Source organism: Arthrobacter sp. M2012083, assembly GCF_000281065.1.
Classification (GTDB): Bacteria; Actinomycetota; Actinomycetes; order Actinomycetales; family Micrococcaceae; genus Arthrobacter.
This window is the reverse complement of the sequence record NZ_AKKK01000052.1, coordinates 1-18,582: the sequence shown is the minus strand read 5'-3', so window position 1 is coordinate 18,582 and position 18,582 is coordinate 1. Positions and strand designations below refer to the sequence as shown.

At 63.7% G+C, this 18,582-nt stretch carries 20 protein-coding genes; 9 read left to right on the top strand and 11 right to left on the bottom strand.

The annotated features are described in order from the left end of the window. Positions 1-39: 39 nt before the first annotated feature. A complete protein-coding gene (locus A477_RS0118675; protein WP_017200413.1) occupies positions 40-840 on the bottom strand; it encodes a MoaF C-terminal domain-containing protein in 801 nt (266 codons plus the stop codon). Between the two features lie 137 nt (positions 841-977). Beyond that, positions 978-1,724 carry a helix-turn-helix domain-containing protein gene (locus A477_RS0118670; protein WP_017200412.1) on the bottom strand — a complete coding sequence of 249 codons (747 nt, stop codon included), beginning with the start codon at positions 1,722-1,724 and terminating at the stop codon, positions 978-980. A gap of 129 nt (positions 1,725-1,853) precedes the next feature. Between A477_RS0118670 and A477_RS0118665 the strand changes: the two genes are divergently transcribed. Continuing rightward, positions 1,854-3,188 (top strand): MFS transporter, encoded by a 1,335-nt coding sequence (locus A477_RS0118665; RefSeq protein WP_017200411.1) that lies wholly within the window; start codon positions 1,854-1,856, stop codon positions 3,186-3,188. 95 nt (positions 3,189-3,283) lie between these two features. On the opposite strand, the gene A477_RS0118660 is transcribed toward A477_RS0118665, so the two are convergent. Next, positions 3,284-3,952: a phosphoribosyltransferase gene (locus A477_RS0118660; protein WP_044569183.1), complete on the bottom strand. Its 669-nt coding sequence runs from the start codon at positions 3,950-3,952 to the stop codon at positions 3,284-3,286. Between the two features lie 86 nt (positions 3,953-4,038). On the opposite strand from A477_RS0118660, the gene A477_RS0118655 reads away from it, so the two are divergent. After that, a complete protein-coding gene (locus A477_RS0118655; protein ID WP_017200409.1) occupies positions 4,039-4,452 on the top strand; it encodes a winged helix DNA-binding protein in 414 nt (137 codons plus the stop codon). Positions 4,453-4,455: 3 nt separating this feature from the next. On the opposite strand, the gene A477_RS0118650 is transcribed toward A477_RS0118655, so the two are convergent. The 5 genes from A477_RS0118650 to A477_RS0118630 form a co-directional block, all read right to left on the bottom strand. Continuing rightward, complete coding sequence (locus A477_RS0118650; RefSeq protein WP_017200408.1) at positions 4,456-5,286, bottom strand: alpha/beta fold hydrolase; 831 nt, start codon at positions 5,284-5,286, stop codon at positions 4,456-4,458. Position 5,287: 1 nt separating this feature from the next. Continuing rightward, positions 5,288-5,617, bottom strand: a complete 330-nt coding sequence (locus A477_RS0118645) for a biotin/lipoyl-containing protein (protein ID WP_017200407.1) — start codon at positions 5,615-5,617, stop codon at positions 5,288-5,290. Further along, complete coding sequence (locus A477_RS0118640) at positions 5,610-6,695, bottom strand: alpha-ketoacid dehydrogenase subunit beta (RefSeq protein ID WP_017200406.1); 1,086 nt, start codon at positions 6,693-6,695, stop codon at positions 5,610-5,612. Before A477_RS0118640 ends, A477_RS0118645 begins: the two co-directional genes overlap by 8 nt. Further along, positions 6,688-7,740: a thiamine pyrophosphate-dependent enzyme gene (locus tag A477_RS0118635; protein ID WP_044569181.1), complete on the bottom strand. Its 1,053-nt coding sequence runs from the start codon at positions 7,738-7,740 to the stop codon at positions 6,688-6,690. The genes A477_RS0118640 and A477_RS0118635 overlap by 8 nt, the downstream gene beginning before the upstream one ends. Positions 7,741-7,878: 138 nt before the next feature. After that, positions 7,879-9,264, bottom strand: coding sequence for an amino acid permease (locus tag A477_RS0118630; RefSeq protein ID WP_017200404.1), 1,386 nt, complete (start codon positions 9,262-9,264; stop codon positions 7,879-7,881). Positions 9,265-9,438: 174 nt separating this feature from the next. On the opposite strand from A477_RS0118630, the gene A477_RS0118625 reads away from it, so the two are divergent. From A477_RS0118625 to A477_RS0118600, 6 genes are all read left to right on the top strand, one after another. Further along, complete coding sequence (locus A477_RS0118625; RefSeq protein WP_017200403.1) at positions 9,439-9,912, top strand: Lrp/AsnC family transcriptional regulator; 474 nt, start codon at positions 9,439-9,441, stop codon at positions 9,910-9,912. A 112-nt stretch (positions 9,913-10,024) separates the two neighbouring features. Continuing rightward, positions 10,025-10,744, top strand: coding sequence for an NUDIX hydrolase (locus A477_RS0118620; protein ID WP_017200402.1), 720 nt, complete (start codon positions 10,025-10,027; stop codon positions 10,742-10,744). Further along, positions 10,741-12,048 carry a quinolinate synthase NadA gene (nadA, locus tag A477_RS0118615; RefSeq protein WP_017200401.1) on the top strand — a complete coding sequence of 436 codons (1,308 nt, stop codon included), beginning with the start codon at positions 10,741-10,743 and terminating at the stop codon, positions 12,046-12,048. The genes A477_RS0118620 and nadA overlap by 4 nt, the downstream gene beginning before the upstream one ends. 57 nt (positions 12,049-12,105) lie before the next feature. Continuing rightward, positions 12,106-13,929 carry an L-aspartate oxidase gene (locus tag A477_RS0118610; protein WP_017200400.1) on the top strand — a complete coding sequence of 608 codons (1,824 nt, stop codon included), beginning with the start codon at positions 12,106-12,108 and terminating at the stop codon, positions 13,927-13,929. Continuing rightward, positions 13,922-14,800 carry a carboxylating nicotinate-nucleotide diphosphorylase gene (nadC, locus tag A477_RS0118605; protein WP_017200399.1) on the top strand — a complete coding sequence of 293 codons (879 nt, stop codon included), beginning with the start codon at positions 13,922-13,924 and terminating at the stop codon, positions 14,798-14,800. The genes A477_RS0118610 and nadC overlap by 8 nt, the downstream gene beginning before the upstream one ends. A gap of 13 nt (positions 14,801-14,813) precedes the next feature. Next, positions 14,814-15,980 (top strand): cysteine desulfurase family protein, encoded by a 1,167-nt coding sequence (locus A477_RS0118600; protein ID WP_017200398.1) that lies wholly within the window; start codon positions 14,814-14,816, stop codon positions 15,978-15,980. 18 nt (positions 15,981-15,998) lie between these two features. Here the strand turns inward: A477_RS0118600 and A477_RS0118595 are convergent, their stop codons facing one another. From A477_RS0118595 to A477_RS0118585, 3 genes are all read right to left on the bottom strand, one after another. Continuing rightward, the gene (locus A477_RS0118595) at positions 15,999-16,484 is read right to left on the bottom strand and encodes a GtrA family protein (RefSeq protein ID WP_017200397.1); all 486 of its coding nucleotides are present in this window, start codon (positions 16,482-16,484) and stop codon (positions 15,999-16,001) included. An 18-nt stretch (positions 16,485-16,502) separates the two neighbouring features. Further along, positions 16,503-17,351 carry a fumarylacetoacetate hydrolase family protein gene (locus A477_RS0118590; RefSeq protein WP_017200396.1) on the bottom strand — a complete coding sequence of 283 codons (849 nt, stop codon included), beginning with the start codon at positions 17,349-17,351 and terminating at the stop codon, positions 16,503-16,505. Positions 17,352-17,451: 100 nt separating this feature from the next. Further along, positions 17,452-18,072 (bottom strand): DM13 domain-containing protein, encoded by a 621-nt coding sequence (locus tag A477_RS0118585; RefSeq protein ID WP_044569179.1) that lies wholly within the window; start codon positions 18,070-18,072, stop codon positions 17,452-17,454. A gap of 116 nt (positions 18,073-18,188) precedes the next feature. Between A477_RS0118585 and A477_RS22490 the strand changes: the two genes are divergently transcribed. Further along, the coding region (locus tag A477_RS22490; protein ID WP_286130201.1) for an SLC13 family permease at positions 18,189-18,582 on the top strand (394 nt) is incomplete at its 3' end.

The window sequence follows — 18,582 nt, the reverse complement described above, 5'->3', positions numbered from 1 at the left end:
GGGCGTTGTGAACTGCTCGCCGGGGCTTCTGCCGTTGGGCTACAAGCCCCTGGCAGGGTTCAGTTCGGGGCTGTGCTGGGTGATGCTGATCAGGCGGCCGTGTGCACCGAAGGTGAAGTGCACAGGTTCCGTGCCTGCCTCGTCCCAGCCGAAGAGGCTGCCATGGGACCTGATGGCGTGGGGATCACGATGGTCGGCGATGGTGACGGAGCCGCACGGTATGACTTTCTCGCGCCAGGTGAAAACGAAAATTCCGGGGCGGACCTGGAACACAGTGTTGGAGTCCGTGTCCGCCAATCCGCGCTCCGGACCCGCCAGGCACTGCCACGTGTACCAGGTGGGGCTGAGATAGATGTGTTCGTAAGCGTGGGATTCGCTGTACACCCATTCGACGCGGCGACCGATAAGTGCGCGGCTTTCCGATATAGCCGCCCCGGTGGCGCTGTATCCATCGAGCGTCCCGGGGCGGAAATCGTGGTGGACGGCGACGCTGGAGGGAGTGGCCCTACCCAGTGTGCCGCCAATGTACAGAGCCCGGCCGTGTGCGAGGTCCAAAACCAGTGAAATCGCGAGATGGGGATCCTGCAGGCTTTGCCATTGGGCGTAGTACAGTTCCTCTGCCACCAAGAAGGCCTCATAGGTGGCTGTTCCGGCGTTGCCGGCCGCGGCCCACTGAACTTCTTCGTCGTCGAAGCTGAACGTCATGGGGCCGCCGTCCCCGCGGAGGCAAAATTGTTGTCCCGCCAGGTCCTGCACGGTCGGGGCCTTGTTGGCATCGAAGCCGGGGGCCAGGCCGTCCAGCGGCAGCCAGTTGGAGGTATCAAGGAGATTCAGGCTCATGGGTTCCTTCTCGTGCTCGAAAGAAGGACCGGACGGTGTGTCCGGTCCTTCTTTCGAGTATTCGCAATTCCCAGGCTGCGGTCTTGTGCTGTGGGGCACGTCACTTGACCTGAAAGGAATGGTTTCGCGGGAAGGTTTCAGGCGAGCTGGCTTTCGATCCGCGCTGCACTTGCGGCCAGCGCCTTGCCCACGGCGTCGGCGTCCTGGTCCAGTCGGATATAGACGACGGCGATCGCCGCCGGCCGGCCGCCCGGAACCCGGATGGGGGCTGCGATGGAGGACAGTCCGGCGATGACTTCGTCGTGGCTGGTTGCGTAGCCCAGGCGGCGGGCCTCGTGCGCTTCGGCGCGGTAGGGGTTCCCTGCTCCCACCTGCTGCCAGCGGTCCTCCGTCATGGTTGATTGAATGGCGATCCCGGGAGCGCCGGTGGCGATGGGGTGGCGGTTGCCCGGGTGCTGGGCGAGGGCGGCACCTGAGTGTCGAGGCTCAACGGTGACCAGGTTGACGCATTCCTGGTGGTCCCACACCGCCACGAAGGCAGTCATGTGAAGTGTGTTCGCCAACTGGGTGAGCTCGGGTAGTGCTGCCGTTTGCAGGTTCCGCGAGACTCCGCGGGCCAGGACCGACAGTCCGGGGCCCGGCTGCACACGGCCGGAGTCGTCACGCACCAGCAACGAGTGGTCCTCCAGCGTCCGCAAAATTCGATAGGCCACGGACCGGTGCACGCCGAGGGCCTCCGTGAGTTCGGCAATGCTGAGGGGGCGTTCAGCTGCGGCCAGAATTTCCAGCGCGCGGATTCCACGGGAGAGCGTTTGCGACGGCGGAACCTGCGTTGCCGTTTCCGGCGGACCTTTGACGTCGCTGCGGGGATTCATGCGAACCATTCTATGGTGGCCGACACGACAGGGGTCTGTGCTTTGAGTCACAGGTTGTAGTATTCTTTCCTAACTGACCGTTCTGTCGGTTAATGCAAGTCACGTGCCGACCAGTCACTCTCACCCCATGGAGTTCCAATGACCGAAACTTCCACTGTCGATTCACCGTCAGGGCCCAGCACCAAGCGCGAAGAGCGCCGGGTTCTGGCCGGGACGCTGGTGGGCACCACCATTGAGTGGTACGACTTCTTCATCTTTGCCCAACTGACGGCCACGCTGTTGGCGCCGTTGTTCCTTTCTCCTTTGGAGAAGTCCAACCCGGGAGTCGCCCAGCTCCTGTCGTTCGCCACCATCGGCATCAGCTTCTTGTTCAGGCCTCTGGGAGCCTTCGTGGCCGGGCACCTCGGTGACCGCCTCGGCCGCAAGGCCGTGCTCGTTATGACGTTGGTCATGATGGGTGCTGCCACCGCGTTGATCGGGATGCTGCCCACTTATGCCACCATCGGCGTCTGGGCCCCCGTCCTGCTGATCACCCTGCGCGTTGCCCAAGGATTCTCGGCCGGCGGCGAATGGGGTGGTGCTGCACTCATGGCTGTGGAGCATGCGCCCCTCAAAAAGCGCGGACTTTTCGGTGCTTACCCGCAGATCGGTGTTCCGATCGGCATGATCCTGGCCACCGGACTGTTGTTCCTGCTGCAGTCGGGCATGTCCAAGGAAGATTTCGCGTCTTGGGGATGGCGCGTTCCGTTCCTGCTGTCCGTGGTCCTCATTGTGGTGGGCTACCTGATTCGACGCGCAGTTGGCGAAAGCCCTGTCTTCAAGGAGATCGCCCAGCGAAAGGCTGAAAGCAAGGCACCCCTGGGCGAATTGTTCCGTAAGAACAAGAAGGAAGTGGTCTTGGCCGCGCTGATCTTCATCGCCAACAACGCCGCAGGCTACCTGTTGATTGCCTTCTTCATCTCCTACGCCACACGTACGTTGAAGATGCCCACGCCCCAGGTTTTGCTGGCCACCACCATCGCTTCCTTCGGCTGGCTCATCTTCACTATGGTGGGCGGTTGGTTGTCGGACAAGATAGGCCGTGTCAAGACTTTCCTCATCGGCTACGGCCTGGTCTTTGCCTGGATGATTCCCATGTTCGTGCTGATCGATTCCAAGGACATCGTGCTCTACGGAACCGCATTGTTCGTCCTTACCATTGGGTTGGGTCTGTCCTACGGTCCGATGTCCGCCATGTACGCGGAGATGTTCCCGGCCCAGGTCCGCTATTCGGGAATCTCCATCGGGTATGCGTTGGGTGCAATTCTGGGCGGTGCTTTCGCTCCGCTCATTGCCCAGGCACTCCTGGACACCACAAAGTGGTCCGGCTCAGTGGGCATTTACATCATGGTGCTGTGCGTCATCTCTGCCATTGGCGTGATCCTGGCCAAGGAAACCCGCGGCCGGCCTTTGGGTTACAGCGTCCACCACTAGAGGCTCCAACAAAGCAAAAAAGACGGGCGCGGTCCAGGAGGGCCTCGCCCGTCTTTGCGTCGATGCAGGCTCTTCGCGTGGTTGGACGACGGCGGCTACTTGCGGCCGCTGGCTTCTGCGGCTTCAAGTTGTCCTACGACGTCGTCGTCGGACAACTGCTCGAAGCGCTCGTAGAAGGCGCCAACAGCATGGAACTTTCCGGGAGTGTGCAACGCCATCACAAAGTCGCAAACCCGGCCAAGCGACGTCGAGGCTTCGAGCGATGCAACCGGTACTGCGGCGACGACGGTGCTGGCGCCGCCAGCCCGGACCGCCTCCACGGCTGCCCGCATGGTGGCTCCCGTAGCCAGGCCGTCATCGGCCAGCACCACGGTCTTTCCGCGGAGATCGTGGCTGATACCCGGGTAGCGGTTGGCACGACGGATGAGTTCGGCACGCTCATGCGCTTCCACTGCATCCAAGGCGGACTGGGAAATGCCGTGGGCGAGGACAAGCTCCTTCAAGGGCTTGTTGACGATCCGAAGGACGTCCCCCTGGGACCAGGCCAATGCCCCGAAAGCGGTCTCGTCACGCCCCGGTATACCCAGCTTGCGGACCAGCACGGCGCCAAAGGGCAAGTACAGTTCTGCGGCTGCGGCCGCGGCTACCGGGACTCCGCCACGGGCCAAGCCCAGGACGATGGTATCCGGCCGCTCCCTTAGCTGGGGGAGTCCTTCAGCCAGGCGTCGACCGGCTTCCGCGCGGTCCTTAAAACGCATGCCCATCTGCTCCACTTCCACGTAATTCGTTGCACTCCCAAGCCTACCGTCCAGACCTTGCCCGGTGGCGTCCCCGCTGAAAGCATGGCCTTGTGAACAAGCCCATCGGATATTGGATCAAAAGGCTGGACGCCGCGTTGGAATTGCAGCTGGACGCCTCCTTGGCCAGGATCAAGCTCACTAAGCGCCAATGGCACACCCTGGGCACTCTTTCGGATGGTGCCCTTCTGCCGGAGCAGCTGGAGGACGTCCTGCAACCGCTCTGGGGCGGCGATGTCCGGCTGCGCGAGCGGGAACTTGCGGCGCTCGTGGGGCGGGGAATGATCACCATGATCGATAATAGGCTGGCGCTGAGCGAACGCGGTCGGGAAAAATACCACGAGGCCCAACGAGTGGTGGAAGAAGCGCGTCAGGACTTGTCCATGGGCATCGGCATTGACGAGTACGCGATGGCCCTCAGCGTGCTGGAACGCATGAGCCTTAGCGCTGAGCGGCTGGCCCGCTGACAGCTACACCCCGAGGAATTCGACGGCGGCTTCCTTGAATGCCCGGCTGGTTATCACATTGGTATGCGTGCGCCCCGGAATCACCAGGGTCTCCACCATGCCTCCACGCTTGCCGGCGATCGAGGCCAGTTCAGGCATGGTGGACGCCCGTTCGTCCTTCTCTCCGGCTACGAGCAAAAGAGGCATGTGTGGGGCGGCCTCCGCGGGATCAAAGGGCTCGCCCTTGATGGCCTCGATCAGTGACAGCATGGCGAACAGGTTGTTGCTTGGAAGCATCTGGGCCATCTTCAGGAGCCCGGCGGTGGACGCATCTTCAATGGGTGTGCCGTCTGCCAGGTGCCGCTGGGCAGCAACGAGGTCGAAAGCTGCCAGCGGATCTGCCGAGCTCGGCCCACCCAGGACAATGCGGTGAACCAAGTCCGGCTGGGTGGCGCCAAATTCCCAAGCCAGCCGCGATCCCAATGAGTAGCCGATGACGTCGAGTCCCGTGGACGGGTCGCCGTCGCGCAAGGGCCGGGCGCCGGCGTCGGTCACTATTTGGAGGAGGTCAGCGCGGATGCGGCTGGGTGTGTACGAGTCCAGGTCCTCGGGTGAGTGGCTCCTGCCGTGACCCGGCAGGTCAACGGTGATGACCCGGCGGCCGGCATCCTGAAGCGTGGTGATCCATCCGCTGTCCACCCAGTTCAGTTTCGTGGAGGAAGAGAAGCCGTGAATCAGCAGGACGGGGCGCAGGCCGGCGTCGGTGGCCGGCTCGTGAACTTCCACGAACAGCCCGGGATCCGTGCCCTCTACCGTGTGCCTGTGCTGCTCCATGGTGTGCCTGCCGGTCATCATGTCAGTCCTCATCGAGTACGGCGCTCAGGCGGACCCGGCGCTTGGGTGCTTCGTCCTTCGGAACAGTGCCCACGATCCCGGCGGTGTCGTCCGGAACCTCGAACACAATCAGCGGCTCGCCAACGTTGATGGTGTCACCGGGCGCCCCGTGAATACGCACCACTTTACCCGCCTGTGGGCTCGGCAATTCGAGGGCCGATTTTGTGGTTTCGAGCTCCACGATCGGCTGGTTGCGTTCCACCTGCTGACCGGGCTCCACGAGCCAGTCCAGCACGGTTGCCTCAATGAGGCCCTCACCGAGGTCGGGGAGCGGGAAGGAAATTTCAGCCACGGCGGTACTCCAGTACGCGTTGGATCCCAAAGAGGATGCGGTCGATGTTGGGGATGTACTCGTCCTCCAGGTCTCCGGAGGGGTAGGGCACGTCGAAGCCGGTCACACGTTCAACCGGCGCCTTGAGCGATGCGAAGCAGCTCTGCGTGATGAGTTGGGCCACCTCCGCACCCAGGCCTGAGGTCAGCGGCGCTTCATGGACGACGACGGCGCGTCGCGTTTTGCCGACGGACCTCGCCAAGGCTTCTGCGTCTATCGGTTTCAGCCAGCGCAGGTCCAGGACCTCTACGTCGATGCCGTCCTCGGCCGCCAGCTCAGCAACCTGCAGGCAACGGGAGACCATGGCACCCCAGGCAACGAGTGTGAGGTGACGGCCTTCCCTGGCCACACGGGCGCCGGTGAGGCTGCCGCCGGTGGACGTATCGCCGTCGTGGGCTGCCCCACCGAGCGCAGCGTTGCTGACGTCCACCGGACCCTTTTGCCAGTAGCGTGACTTGGGCTCCATGAAGATCACCGGGTCAGGCCGGGTGGCAGCGTACTTCAGCAGGTGGTAGGCGTCGTGCGGGTTGGAGGGGGAGACCACCTTCAGCCCGGGCACGTGCGCGAAGAGCGCCTCCAGGCTCTCGCCGTGGTGTTCCGGCGCGCGGATACCGCCGAAGCTGGGCACGCGCAGTGTGATGGGCATGGGTAGGGTGCCGCGGCTGCGGTAGTTCATCCGCGCGATTTGGCAGACGATCTGGTTGATGGCCGGGTAGGCGAAACCGTCGAACTGGACTTCCGGGATGGGGTGGAAGCCTGCCATTGCCAGGCCCACGGACATGCCGAGGATGCCGGACTCGGCGAGCGGGGTGTCGAAGACGCGTTCCTCGCCGTGTTTTGCCTGGAGGCCGTCGGTGATGCGGAAGACGCCGCCCAGCCGTCCGCAGTCCTCGCCAAAAATGACGGTCTTGGGGTTTTCCGCCAGGATCTCGTTCAGAGCACGGTTGAGTGCTTGCTGCATGGACATCTGCTGAACGCCGGCTGTAGCGGTGTCAGTGCTGTCGTCCGTCATGGACGCGTCGGTGATGGTCTTAGGCATGTTCGGACTCCTCGCGCCAGGCGGTGGCCTGGGATTGAAGGGCAGGTGTTGGTTCCTGGAAGACCAGGCTGAACATTTCGGCGCCGGGCCGTGGACCCAGGTCCGCTATGCCTGCCCGGACGGCTTCTTCCTCTTCTTCAGCCAAGCGCTGCGCCTCCGCGAAGAAGGCCTCGTCGGCCACTCCTTCGGCGAGGAGTCGCTGCTTGAACCGCTCCAGCGGGTCCTCACCGGCGTCGAGGCGTTCCTCCTCGAGCGTGCGGTAGCGGCCGGGATCGTCCGCGGTGGAGTGCGGACCCCGGCGGTAGGTCATGGCCTCGATGACTACGGGTCCGTTGCCCGCACGGCAGTGCGCGAAGGCCGAACGAGTTGCTTCGTAGACTGCCACGACGTCATTGCCGTCCACCTGCAAGGAGGGTATTCCGTAACCTGCAGCACGCGCAGCGACGGAGCCGCCGGCAACCTGGCGTTCCGTGGGGACGGAGATGGCCCAGCCGTTGTTCTGGATGAAGAAGACCACAGGGGCTTTCATGACTGCGGCGAAGTTCATGGCTTCGTGGACGTCGCCCTGGGAGGACGCTCCGTCGCCGAAGTACGTCATGGCTACGCCTGTTTCACCCTTGGCGTGGCCGGCCAGGGTTTGGCCGTGGGCCCAACCCACAGCGTGCAGCACTGACCCTGCCACCACGGCCTGGATGGGTGCGAACCTGGATTCCAGCGGGTTGTACATGCCGCCGTGCCACGTTGCCTTGTGGGTGGACATGTAGCCCACCATGTCCAGGCCCATGGCCCGGGCAACGCCCATTTCGCGGTAGGTGGGGAAGACGAAGTCCCTCGTCCGGTCAACGGCGTAGCCGCTGCCTACCTGCGCGGCCTCCTGGCCGAGCTCGGGTGCGTAACCCGGGATGATGCCTTGGCGCTGCCAGGCCACAGCCGACGTGTCCAGGTGCCGGACGGCTGCCATCAGGGCGTACAGCTCACGTAGCTGCCGGTGGGTGAGCGGGGCCGCGTCATCATCGACGGCGGCCAGCACAGGATGTGTAGTCATAGCTGTGACCCTAGTCACCGGATTGGGGTGTGCGCAATAAGCTCAGTTCAAACGAAACACTTTGTACAATTTGGGCACACAAAGAAGCCCTGCGCAATACAAACTGCGCAGGGCTTCTGTGTGATGCTAAACAGTTGGTTACTCGACGGATGCGGAGTGTTTGGCGGCCTTGGACTTGGCGTTGAGGAAGCAGCCGGCCGCTATGACCAGGATCAAAATGAAGGTCCCGATCAGCTGTCCGGCACTTTCCGGGTTGGCGAAGCCCACCACCAGGATCAGACCCAGCAGGATGAGGCCGACGATGGTGAGGAAGGGGAATCCCTTCATGCGCAGCGGCAGCTCTGTGCCGTCCCGGTCTGCCCTGCGGCGCAGGATGAACTGCGACACCAGTGCCGTACCCCAGACCACCAGGCAGGTGGAGCCCACGAGGTTCAGCAAGGCGGGCAGGATCTTCTCCGGGAACAGCAATTCAAGGACCGTTGCGATGAATCCGAAGGCAACCGAAATTCCGACGGCGGCAACGGGAACCTTTGAGCCGCTGAGGCGGGACAGGAAGCGGGGAGCTTCCCCACGCTCTGAGAGGGAGAAAATCATGCGGGAGGCGCCGTAGAGATTGGCGTTGAGGGCGGAGAGCAGGGCAACGACTGCCACCAAGGTGATGGCCGCACCGGCGCCGGGGATCCCCGCAAGGTCCAGCACGCCGGCGAACGGGGACTTCAGTCCCTCGGAACCCACGGGAAGAACGGCCGCGATGACAAACACGGAGCCGATGTAGAAGACCAGGATGCGCCAGACCACCGTGCGGATGGCCTTCCCCACGCTGTGGGCAGGGTTCTCGGTTTCGGCAGCAGCAACGCTGACGATCTCGGTTCCACCGAATGCGAAGATCACCACGAACAAGGCGGCGGCGATGCCACCGATGCCGTTGGGAGCGAAGTCGCCAAACGCTGAGAATCCGGGGGATGGGACGTTCGGCAGCCAACCGAGCAGCAGGGCTGCGCCGATCAGCAGGAAGATGACGATTGCGGCCACCTTGAGGATGGCGAACCAGAATTCGAACTCGCCGAAGTTGCGGACGCCCACAAGGTTGATTCCCGTGAAGACCACCATGAAGACCAGCGCAAGGACCCAGACAGGAATGACGGGCCAGATGGAGAACAGCAGTCCGGCTGCTCCGATGGCTTCGGCGGCAATGACCACCACCAACTGGAGCCACCACAGCCAGCCGATGGTTCCTCCGGCGGTCTTGCCCATGGCTTTCTCCGCATACACGGAGAACGCGCCGCTGTTCGGGTTGGCAGCTGCCATCTCGCCGAGGGCCCACATGACCAGGATGATCAGCGTCCCGGCGACGAGGTAGGAAACAAGCACTGCCGGACCGGCGGCCTGGACGCCCGCTCCTGAGCCGAGGAAGAGGCCCGCGCCGATCGCACTTCCGAGCCCCATCATGGTGAGCTGGCGCGGTTTGAGTGAATGGCCAAGGCCGGATGTTGGGGCGGGAGCCGCGATGGACTTCGTTGTCATACGTGTCTACCTTCTATGGATTACATGCTGGTTTGGCGTACTGGCCTCATGGGCTCGGCACGCAGGCGTCGACGACGCAGCAAGAGCCGTGGAATAATTCTCGCAGTTTGTAAGATACATCACTTTTTGCTTTAGCGATGTGATGGGTACGGATCCCCGGGGACAGGAACTTTGATGCTGGTCGATGCGCTTGATGCAAAAATTGTACGTTTCTTCACTGATTCACCGCGATCCTCAGTGCTGGAGGCCTCCCGCGTGCTCAGGGTCGCGAGGGCAACGGTGCAGTCCCGGATTGACCGAATGATTGAGAACGGGGTTATTGGCTCCTGGGTTCCACAGCCTGATCCCGCCAATTTCGGTTTTCCGGTGGTGGCGTTCTGCTCGGTGACCATCACGCAGGAGATAGGCCACGACGCCATCATCGAAAGCCTGAGTGCCATCCCGGAGATTATCGAGGTCCACACGGTCACGGGAAACTCGGACCTCATGGTGAGGATCGCGGCGCGGTCCAATCCGGATATGCAGCGCGTGCTCGATGCCATGATCGCCACCAAATCGGTGGTCCGCTGCTCGTCGGTCATCGTCTTGAACAGCCACATCCAAGGCCGCACTTTGCCGCTGATGGAGGCGGCCGTGAAGCAGGTGTGACGTAAAGCATTTTGCTAACCACCGCGTGAGCCGTACCATTAGTTCTAGTCAATATGACTCTAACTAACGCTCCTGCTTTACGGGGAGCATTTCGGGACGGCGATGAAGCGAGGTGAACGCCGTGAACACCAACTCAGCAAACGTCGCCGAGAGGCGGCTCGCGCCGCCGTCGTTGGCTATTTCAACGGTGATATTCGCCCTCCGCCCCAGTGAAAAGTCCGGCCGTCCCACGCTGTGGCTACCGCTGGTCCGCCGCATTCGCGAGCCCTATAAAGACATGTGGGCTCTCCCGGGCGGGCCGTTGGCCCACGACGAATCGCTCCAGGACGCGGCTTCGCGGAACCTCCGCGAGACCACCGGCCTGGCGCCCCACTACCTTGAGCAGCTTTACGCGTTTGGAGGCCTCCACAGGTCACCCACACAGCGGGTCGTCTCCATCGTGTACTGGGCTTTGGTTCAACCCACCGAAGCTGCCCTCGCCGACGAATCCGAGAATGTGCGCTGGTTCCGGGCGGACCGGCTCGGCGAGCTGGCCTTTGACCACAACGCAATCGTGGACTACGCCCTGTGGCGGCTGCGCAACAAGATGGCTTACGGGTCCATCGCGTACCACCTGCTGGGAGAGTTCTTCACGCTCGCCCAAGTCCGCGAAGTCTACGAAGCTGTGCTGGACCGCCAGCTGGATCCCGCTAACTTCCGCAGGCACATCAAGGCAACACCGGAAATCGAAGAAACCGGTGAATACCTCCAAGGCGGAAAGCACCGCCCACCACGCCTCTACCGCTTCACCGGCACGCCCGGCCTCGGGCCAGACAACAGGAGTACACCATGAGCAGCGTCAACACTGCCGTCCAGCTGATCACTCGCGAAGAAGCCGAGAAAGGCCTCTCCCGCGCAGGGTCCACGTGCAGCCCGGCCTTGGCCAGGGGCCCATGGGAGTACGATCTTGCCGAGTCCCTCGCCGGTGAGCCCGCCTACGGCCCGGGCGCCTCAAGCGACGACGTTGCGCCCAAAGCCACGCCGCGCCAAGGCCAGCTGCCGGAAGAGTACAAGAAAGCCACCGACGCCGAACTTGACGCCCGCATCCGGGCCGCCAAAGCGACGCTGGGGGACCGCGCCGTTATCTTGGGCCACTTCTACCAGCGAGACGAAGTCATCCAGTACGCGGACTTCGTCGGCGATTCGTTCCAGCTCGCCAACGCAGCACTGACCAAGCCGGACGCCGAAGCAATTATCTTCTGCGGGGTCCACTTCATGGCCGAGACCGCGGACATCCTCTCAACGCCTGAACAGGCCGTGATCCTGCCGAACCTCGCTGCGGGTTGCTCCATGGCGGACATGGCAGACGAAGACTCCGTTGAGGAATGCTGGGAGCAGTTGGAGGACATATTCGGCACTGAGGCTGACGCATCCGGGCGTGTACCCGTCATCCCCGTCACGTACATGAACTCGTCCGCTGCGCTCAAGGCGTTCTGTGGGCGCAACGGTGGGATCGTCTGCACCTCGTCCAATGCCAAAGTGGTCCTGGAATGGGCTTTCGAGCGCGGTCAGCGGGTCCTGTTCTTCCCCGATCAGCACTTGGGCCGCAACACCGCCAAGGCACTGGGCGTCCCGCTGGAACAGATGCCCATGTGGAACCCGCGCAAGGAACTCGGCGGCAACGACGAACAAGCGCTCCTGGACTCCCGCGTCATCCTCTGGCACGGCTTCTGCTCAGTCCACAAGCGCTTCAACGTAGGCCAGATCGAAAAAGCCCGGCTGGACTTCCCTGGCGTCAACGTGATCGTCCACCCCGAGTGCCCCATGGAGGTAGTGGACGCCGCCGACTCCGCCGGTTCCACCGACTTCATCAAGAAGGCCATCGCTGCCGCAACCGAACCCACCACGTTCGCTATCGGCACCGAGATCAACATGGTGAACAGGCTCGCCGCCGAAAACCCGCAGCACACCATCTTCTGCCTCGATCCCGTCATCTGCCCGTGCTCCACCATGTACCGCATCCACCCTGGCTATCTCGCCTGGGTCCTTGAGGAGCTCGTGGAAGGACGCATTGTCAACCGGATCACGGTGGACGACTCCGTGCAGGAAAACGCCAAGATTGCGCTGGAGCGCATGCTGGCCGCCAAGCCGGCCTAAGCCAGTCGGCCCACCCCATCAGGCACTTCACCCCGGACTAGCCGAATCGAGCCTCACATGACTACAGCGAACGTTGCTGGAGGGCCTGCCCCCAAGCGGCTGATCGTCGTCGGAAGCGGAATTGCAGGGCTGTACTCAGCGCTGCTCGCCGCGGAAGCCGGCGCGGAAGTGGTACTGCTGACCAAGTGTGCGCTCGCGGACAGCAACACCTACTACGCCCAAGGTGGGATCTCCGCAGTACTGGACGAGCCGGCCCCCGGGGACACGGTGGCTGCGCACATCGCTGACACCCTCACAGCAGGGGCAGGCCACTGCGACGAAGAAGCAGTACAGGTGTTGTGCACCGAGGCGCGGTTGGACATCGCGGGGCTGGGACGGTTCGGCGTGCAGTTCGACCTCGACGACGACGGCGACCCCGCCTTGGGTCTCGAAGCCGCCCACTCAGCTCCGCGCATCCTGCACGCCGGCGGCGACGCCACCGGTGCCGGGGTGGCGGCCGCGCTGATCAGGACAGTCCTGGATTTCCAAGCCGCGGGCAGGATCCAAGTCATCGGGCACGCCCAGGTCACGTCGCTCTCGTTGGGCGGACCGCAGGGTGGCAGGGTGGTGGGAGCAAATTTCCTCCATGACGGACGCCACCTCGGCGTCCACGGCGACTCCGTCCTCCTCGCCACGGGCGGAGCCGGGCAGCTTTTCGCGCAAACCACCAACCCGGCGGTTGCCACAGCGGATGGTTTGGCGCTCGCATGGCGTGTTGGAGCTGCAGTTGCAGACCTCGAGTTCTTCCAGTTCCACCCAACATGCATGGTGCTCCCGGCGGAGGCCAGGGAAGCAGAAGGGAACAACGACCCCCTGCTCATCTCTGAAGCAGTGCGCGGCGAAGGGGCCATCCTGGTCGATGCCAACGGGTTCCGGTTCATGCCCGATTACCACCCTGACGCAGAACTCGCGCCACGGGACGTCGTCTCCCGCAGCATCGCCCTGCACCTGGCAAAACTCGGCGACCCCAACGGCCACGTCTTCCTCGACGCCACCGTGATCGAAGAGCAGCGGGGCCAAGGCTTCCTGGCCAAGCGTTTCCCCACCCTCAGCAAACGGACGCGCCAGGCCGGCGTTGACTGGACCCGGCAACTTGTTCCCGTCGCACCAGCGGCCCACTACTGGATGGGAGGCGTGGTCACAGACCTTCACGGCCGGACTTCTGTTCCCGGGCTGCTCGCTGCGGGCGAGGTTGCCTGTACCGGTGTGCAAGGTGCCAACCGGCTGGCCAGCAACTCCCTGCTCGAGGGCCTGGTGTTCGGGCGCAGGGCTGTTGAGGCGTTCCTCGCTGTTGACCGCGACGCCGCAGGCCCCTTGGCGCCTGCGCTCGCGCCTCGTACGGGCGATCGCCTCGCAAGCTCGGCGGCCGGTTCGGGCGCTCACGAGACAACGGCGCTGTCGGGGCCTCCGGCGCCGCTGGATGAGTTGGGCGAAGACCTGACGGATCCTGTTTCCTGGGAGTTTGAGTCTTTGCCGGGGCCGGGTGCCCGTGAGGCGTCCTTTGGGCAGGCGGGGGTGTTTTCGCGGGGGGCTTTGCGGCGGTTGATGACTGCAAAGGCCGGGGTTTTGCGTCATGGCGGCCTGCTCCGAGAGGCTGGTGTCTCTTTGGCTGCTTGGGCGCGGGATGTCCGGCCGTTGAATGTTCCGGGTTCCCTGGATGTCCGGGAGCATGAGGATTCAAATCTGATGTTGGCGGCACAGTTGCTCGTCCACGCGGCCCGGGAGCGTCGGGAGTCGCTGGGAGCACACTACCGCAGTGACAGCGTAAGCGAACCAGCCGCCGTCGAGGATTTTGACATGCGATACACCATGAGCCGGAAAGCGAGCCTCGTCCATGACTAACCTGACCCTCCCCGCAGCCCCCGTCCGGGACATCCTGGAACGGGCATTCGCGGAGGACGCACCCAGCGGCGATATCACCTCGCAACTGCTGATCCCCGCCGACGCCAGGGCGACCGCCGTGCTGAACGCGCGCGTTCCCGGAGTCTTTAGCGGCGGTACCGTTTTCCGCGACGCAATGAAGCTTGTGGACCCGGACACCCAGGTTGAGCTGCTGCTCGCTGACGGTGAAGCGTTCGACGCCGGAACCCACCTCGCCCGGGTCAGTGGCAGGGCCCGCTCAGTGCTGCTTGCCGAAAGAGTCGGCCTGAACCTTGTACAGCGGATGAGTGCCATCGCCACCAAGACCGCGGAATTCGTGAGGCTAGTGGAAGGGACGCGTGCACGGATCACTGATACCCGCAAGACGACGCCCGGACTCCGCGTTCTGGAACGTTACGCGGTGCGCTGCGGTGGGGGAGCGAACCACCGCTACAGCCTTTCCGATGCCGTTCTGGCCAAGGACAACCACCTGGCAGTCATGACCGGGGGCGACCCAACCAAGCTGACCGAATTGCTGGTTGCCGCCAAAGCCCAGCTTGGCCACACCACGCACTTCGAAGTCGAAGTGGACAGGGCCGAGCAAATCGAACCGGTGCTGGCGGCCGGTGTGGACACCATCATGCTGGACAACTTCTCCCTTGAGGAACTCCGGGCCGGAGTCAAGCAGGTGGACGGGCGGGCTATCGTGGAGGCCAGCGGCAACGTGAACATCAACACTGTCACCGAAATCGCTTCAACGGGCGTGGACGTCATTTCCATCGGGGGCTTGACCCACAGCGTGACCGCCCTCGACCTCGGCCTCGACGTCGAACTCAAAGCCACACGGAACTGAAGGCGATTCCGCCATGATCTTCCTTGACGCCGCCGCCACCACTCCGGTTCGCCGCGAGGCCCTCGAAGCCATGTGGCCGTACCTGAGCGGAGAGTTCGGCAACCCCTCCAGCCATCACAGCCTGGGCGAAGCGGCAGCAGCTGCGCTCGCAGAGGCCCGGTCCGGCGTCGCAAAGGTCCTGAACTGCCGTGCCGGAGAAGTGACCTTCACCTCCGGAGGCACGGAAGCGGACAATCTTGCTGTTAAGGGCATTGCGCTGGCCCGCCAAGCGAGCGACCCTTCGCTGAACAGGGTGGTCATCAGCGCAATCGAGCATCCCGCGGTGGAAGAGTCGGCACGCTACCTGGAGCGTGTGCACGGGTTCGCCGTGGATGTGCTGCCGGTGGATGGAGAAGGCTTGGTATCGATCGACGACCTGCGGGCGACGATAAGGCCCCAAACCGCTTTGGTCAGCATCATGTACGCGAACAACGAGATCGGAACCGTCCAACCGATTGCTGCCTTGGCGGCGGTATCGCGGGAGCACGGCGTGCCTTTCCACACTGATGCGGTGCAAGCCGCCGGATGGTTGCCGCTGGACGTCAAGGCACTTGGCGTGGATGCACTGAGCATGTCCGGACACAAACTTGGTGCGCCGAAGGGATCCGGAGTCCTGTTCACCAAAGGCCGCCTGCGGATGGAACCCCTGATTCATGGTGGGGGCCAGGAGAGGGCAAGGCGCTCGGGCACAGAGAACGTGGGCGGAGCCGTGGCGCTGTCCACGGCGCTCAGGCTCTCCCACGCTGAGCAACCCGAACAGGCTGCGCGGGTTTCCGCTCTGCGGAATCAATTCATCGATCAGATCCTCGCCACCGTACCGGATGCCTTGCTCACCGGTCACCGTAGCCAACGGCTGCCTTCAGTGGCTTCTTTCTGCTTCCCGGGCACCAGCGGCGAGTCGGTACTGCTGGAGCTTGAGCGGCTTGGTGTGGTGTGTTCAAGTGGCTCAGCCTGCGCGGCAGGATCGGACGCGCCCTCGCCGGTGCTGGTTGCCGTCGGCATCGCCCCTGAAACGGCGCAGACTGCGGTGCGTTTCAGCTTCACGGCAACTGTCACGAACGCCGAACTGGAACAGGCAGCCGTTGCCGTGGAAACCGCCGTCGGACGTGTTCGGAATCTGGCGGCACCGCAGCCGGGCTAGAGCCGGTGGCCGGGCTCGCTATACGTGCCTGGCTCGCCGGAAAATCCAGTGCCGCAACAGGGTGAACCGCACGGCCGTGGCCACGAACCCGGACAATGTAGTGGTCCAGAGCTCCTCGGCCACAGTGGCTTCGGGCCGGAGGAGATGCAGCACGCCAAGGCTTCCCCCGGTGATGATCAGCGCAATTGCAATGACCACCACGCCACTGAGGTGATCTTGCGTGCGCTTCCTGTGGCCCGTGATTTTGAACGTCAGCCTGCGGTTCAGGGCCGTGTTCATCAGCGACGTCAGGATCAGGGCCACAGCGTTGGCCAGTTGGGGATCAATCCAAGGACGCAGCAAGGCATAGATGGCCAGGGAACTCGCCGTGCATACGACGCCAACCCCGGTGAAGCGGATCATTTGCCGGACCACCGGGTACTTCAGGACGCCACGATGAAGCTGGCGTAGTGGCTTGTGACGGGGAGACGGGCGCAGGTCAGTGGCCTCCGCTGATATCTCCATGGGGTTAAGCCTGACACACTATGCGGGCAGGTCCTCCCAGGAAGCACCTGTGACGGGGTTGTGAAGCTCGCCGATTCCTTCCACCCTGCACACCACGGTGTCGCCGGGTTGGATTCGCGCACACTCTGCGGGGAACCCTGAGAGCACAAGGTCGCCGGGTTGGAGGGTCATGAACGAGGTCAGATACACCATGATCTCGGCCACGTTCCAGCCGAGATCAGCTGAGCCGGCGGTCCTGAGGGCGTGGCCGTTGTGGACGATACCAATTTCAAGGTTCGAGGCATCCAGGTCCGTGACTATCCACGGGCCGACGGGCGTGAACGTGTCCTGGCTTTTGGCGCTGATCCAGAGTTCGTCGGTCTTCTGGAGGTCTCGGGCGGAGACATCATTGCCGATGGTGTAGCCAAGGATTGCCGACCTCGCCGTTTCCAGGGTCAAACCTCGCGCGGCACGCGCGACGACGACGGTCAGTTCAGCTTCCGGGTCCACGTAACCCACGGTGGAGCTCAGCTGGATTGCTTCGCCGGGTCCAATGACGCTCGATGCTGCTTTGTGGAAGGCCTGGGGCGGCAGGTCCCTGCCGGGCTGCCCGGTGTTGTGGGCCATGCCCAAGACGTTGACCGGCACCGAGGGGGCCAGGAAAGCGAACGAATCCTGGCTGACCACATCGCCAAGCCCCCACCCCTCCCTGGCAGGGCTGTTGGCGTTCGCCCTCGATCCCGGGAAAGGGGAGACCACCACGGTCCACTGGGTTCCGGCGGCCGAGTCGAAATCCCTGGCGTCGTTGGCTACGAAGAACTGCTCGTCCGGTGCGTGCGGCGAGGTGGGGCGAACACGGGCGATGCGACGGGGAAGCGGCGAAGTCATGATGACATCCTACGTCCTCCGTAAGCCTTCCCCGGCGTTACGAGGCCCGCTTTACGCCCCAAGACTCGCCCAAAGCGCGCAGAGCGGGCCTCACAACGCGTCAGGTGAGTGGGGCCGATCCGAACGCAACGCTGAAGCGGTCACACCATAGGACCACGGACGTCAGTCCGGCGACGTCGGTCCCGGCAGGGATGGCGTAGTTGTGGTTACCGTGCGTGGCTTTGATCGCACCCAGATCCACATATCGCCCCGAACGGTACTTGAACCAGTCGCCACCGGCTTCCAGGCTGCTCAACCAGACTTTGACGTCGGGACCGTCGCTGCTGGCCAGATTCTCGAGCCGCAGAAGATGGCTACCATCGGCGAGTTTCACCAGATGGGCCGTGCCGGTGGTCTCATGCTCCTGGGATTGGAAAGAACCCGAGCTAAGAATCACCGGAGCTGCAGGGACGGGCGATGTAGGAATCGGCGCCGCGGGTCCGGACTCCGTGGACGGTGGTGAGCCTTGGGCCGCGGGTTTGTCGGCAGGTCCCGAGCTCGCGGCAAACGGTGCAGCGGGCAGCGCTTCGTTGAGGCTGCTGCTGGTGAAGAGGCGCCACGGTTGGAACAGCGCTGCCCCCACCACCACGGCTGAAAGGATCGCCAAACCTGCCACGGCGGCAAGCATCCTGTGGGCCCGGACCAGTCTCCGGAATCGGTTCATGCTCCACAGTGAGTTCATGCTCCAAGGCTAGGCTTCGCAGGACCGTTGTGGGTGCTCCATTGCTTACGATCCGATGACACGTTGCCCCCGTGGCGCGGAGGAGGGACACAGGGCCCGGGCTTAGAATCCGTTCCATGCGTTTGGCGATCATTGGGTTGGTCCTCCTGGTGGCTGGTGGGATTACCGTGGCCACGGGTGTCCTGCCCTGGCAGGAAGTGGCGGTGCTGGTAGACCGGGTGGCACCCATCCTTGGCTTTGTGGTTGCCATGACCGTGGTGACAGAACTCGTCAGTGAGGCCGGCGCCTTCCAGTGGATAGCCCGTCATCTGCGCGGTTGGGGGCGTGGACGCAGCATCCTCCTATGGTTGCTTTTGGCCTCGTTTGCCACCTTGAGCACGGTGTTCCTGTCGCTGGATACGACGGCGGTGCTCCTCACCCCGGTGGTGGTCACCGTTGCCCGCCAAGCGGGCCTGCCTGTCCTGCCCTTTGCCCTGACCACGGTGTGGCTCCCCCCCCCCCCCCCCCCGC

Bases quoted from the DNA above. Each gene is read 5' to 3' on its own strand.
- A477_RS0118675 (WP_017200413.1), bottom strand. From the start codon at position 840: ATGAGCCTGAATCTCCTTGATACCTCCAACTGGCTGCCGCTGGACGGC.
- A477_RS0118670 (WP_017200412.1), bottom strand. From the start codon at position 1,724: ATGGTTCGCATGAATCCCCGCAGCGACGTCAAAGGTCCGCCGGAAACG.
- A477_RS0118665 (WP_017200411.1), top strand. From the start codon at position 1,854: ATGACCGAAACTTCCACTGTCGATTCACCGTCAGGGCCCAGCACCAAG.
- A477_RS0118660 (WP_044569183.1), bottom strand. From the start codon at position 3,952: ATGGGCATGCGTTTTAAGGACCGCGCGGAAGCCGGTCGACGCCTGGCT.
- A477_RS0118650 (WP_017200408.1), bottom strand. From the start codon at position 5,286: ATGATGACCGGCAGGCACACCATGGAGCAGCACAGGCACACGGTAGAG.
- A477_RS0118640 (WP_017200406.1), bottom strand. From the start codon at position 6,695: ATGCCTAAGACCATCACCGACGCGTCCATGACGGACGACAGCACTGAC.
- A477_RS0118635 (WP_044569181.1), bottom strand. From the start codon at position 7,740: ATGACTACACATCCTGTGCTGGCCGCCGTCGATGATGACGCGGCCCCG.
- A477_RS0118630 (WP_017200404.1), bottom strand. From the start codon at position 9,264: ATGACAACGAAGTCCATCGCGGCTCCCGCCCCAACATCCGGCCTTGGC.
- A477_RS0118625 (WP_017200403.1), top strand. From the start codon at position 9,439: ATGCTGGTCGATGCGCTTGATGCAAAAATTGTACGTTTCTTCACTGAT.
- nadA (WP_017200401.1), top strand. From the start codon at position 10,741: ATGAGCAGCGTCAACACTGCCGTCCAGCTGATCACTCGCGAAGAAGCC.
- A477_RS0118610 (WP_017200400.1), top strand. From the start codon at position 12,106: ATGACTACAGCGAACGTTGCTGGAGGGCCTGCCCCCAAGCGGCTGATC.
- nadC (WP_017200399.1), top strand. From the start codon at position 13,922: ATGACTAACCTGACCCTCCCCGCAGCCCCCGTCCGGGACATCCTGGAA.
- A477_RS0118600 (WP_017200398.1), top strand. From the start codon at position 14,814: ATGATCTTCCTTGACGCCGCCGCCACCACTCCGGTTCGCCGCGAGGCC.
- A477_RS0118595 (WP_017200397.1), bottom strand. From the start codon at position 16,484: ATGGAGATATCAGCGGAGGCCACTGACCTGCGCCCGTCTCCCCGTCAC.
- A477_RS0118590 (WP_017200396.1), bottom strand. From the start codon at position 17,351: ATGACTTCGCCGCTTCCCCGTCGCATCGCCCGTGTTCGCCCCACCTCG.
- A477_RS0118585 (WP_044569179.1), bottom strand. From the start codon at position 18,072: ATGAACTCACTGTGGAGCATGAACCGATTCCGGAGACTGGTCCGGGCC.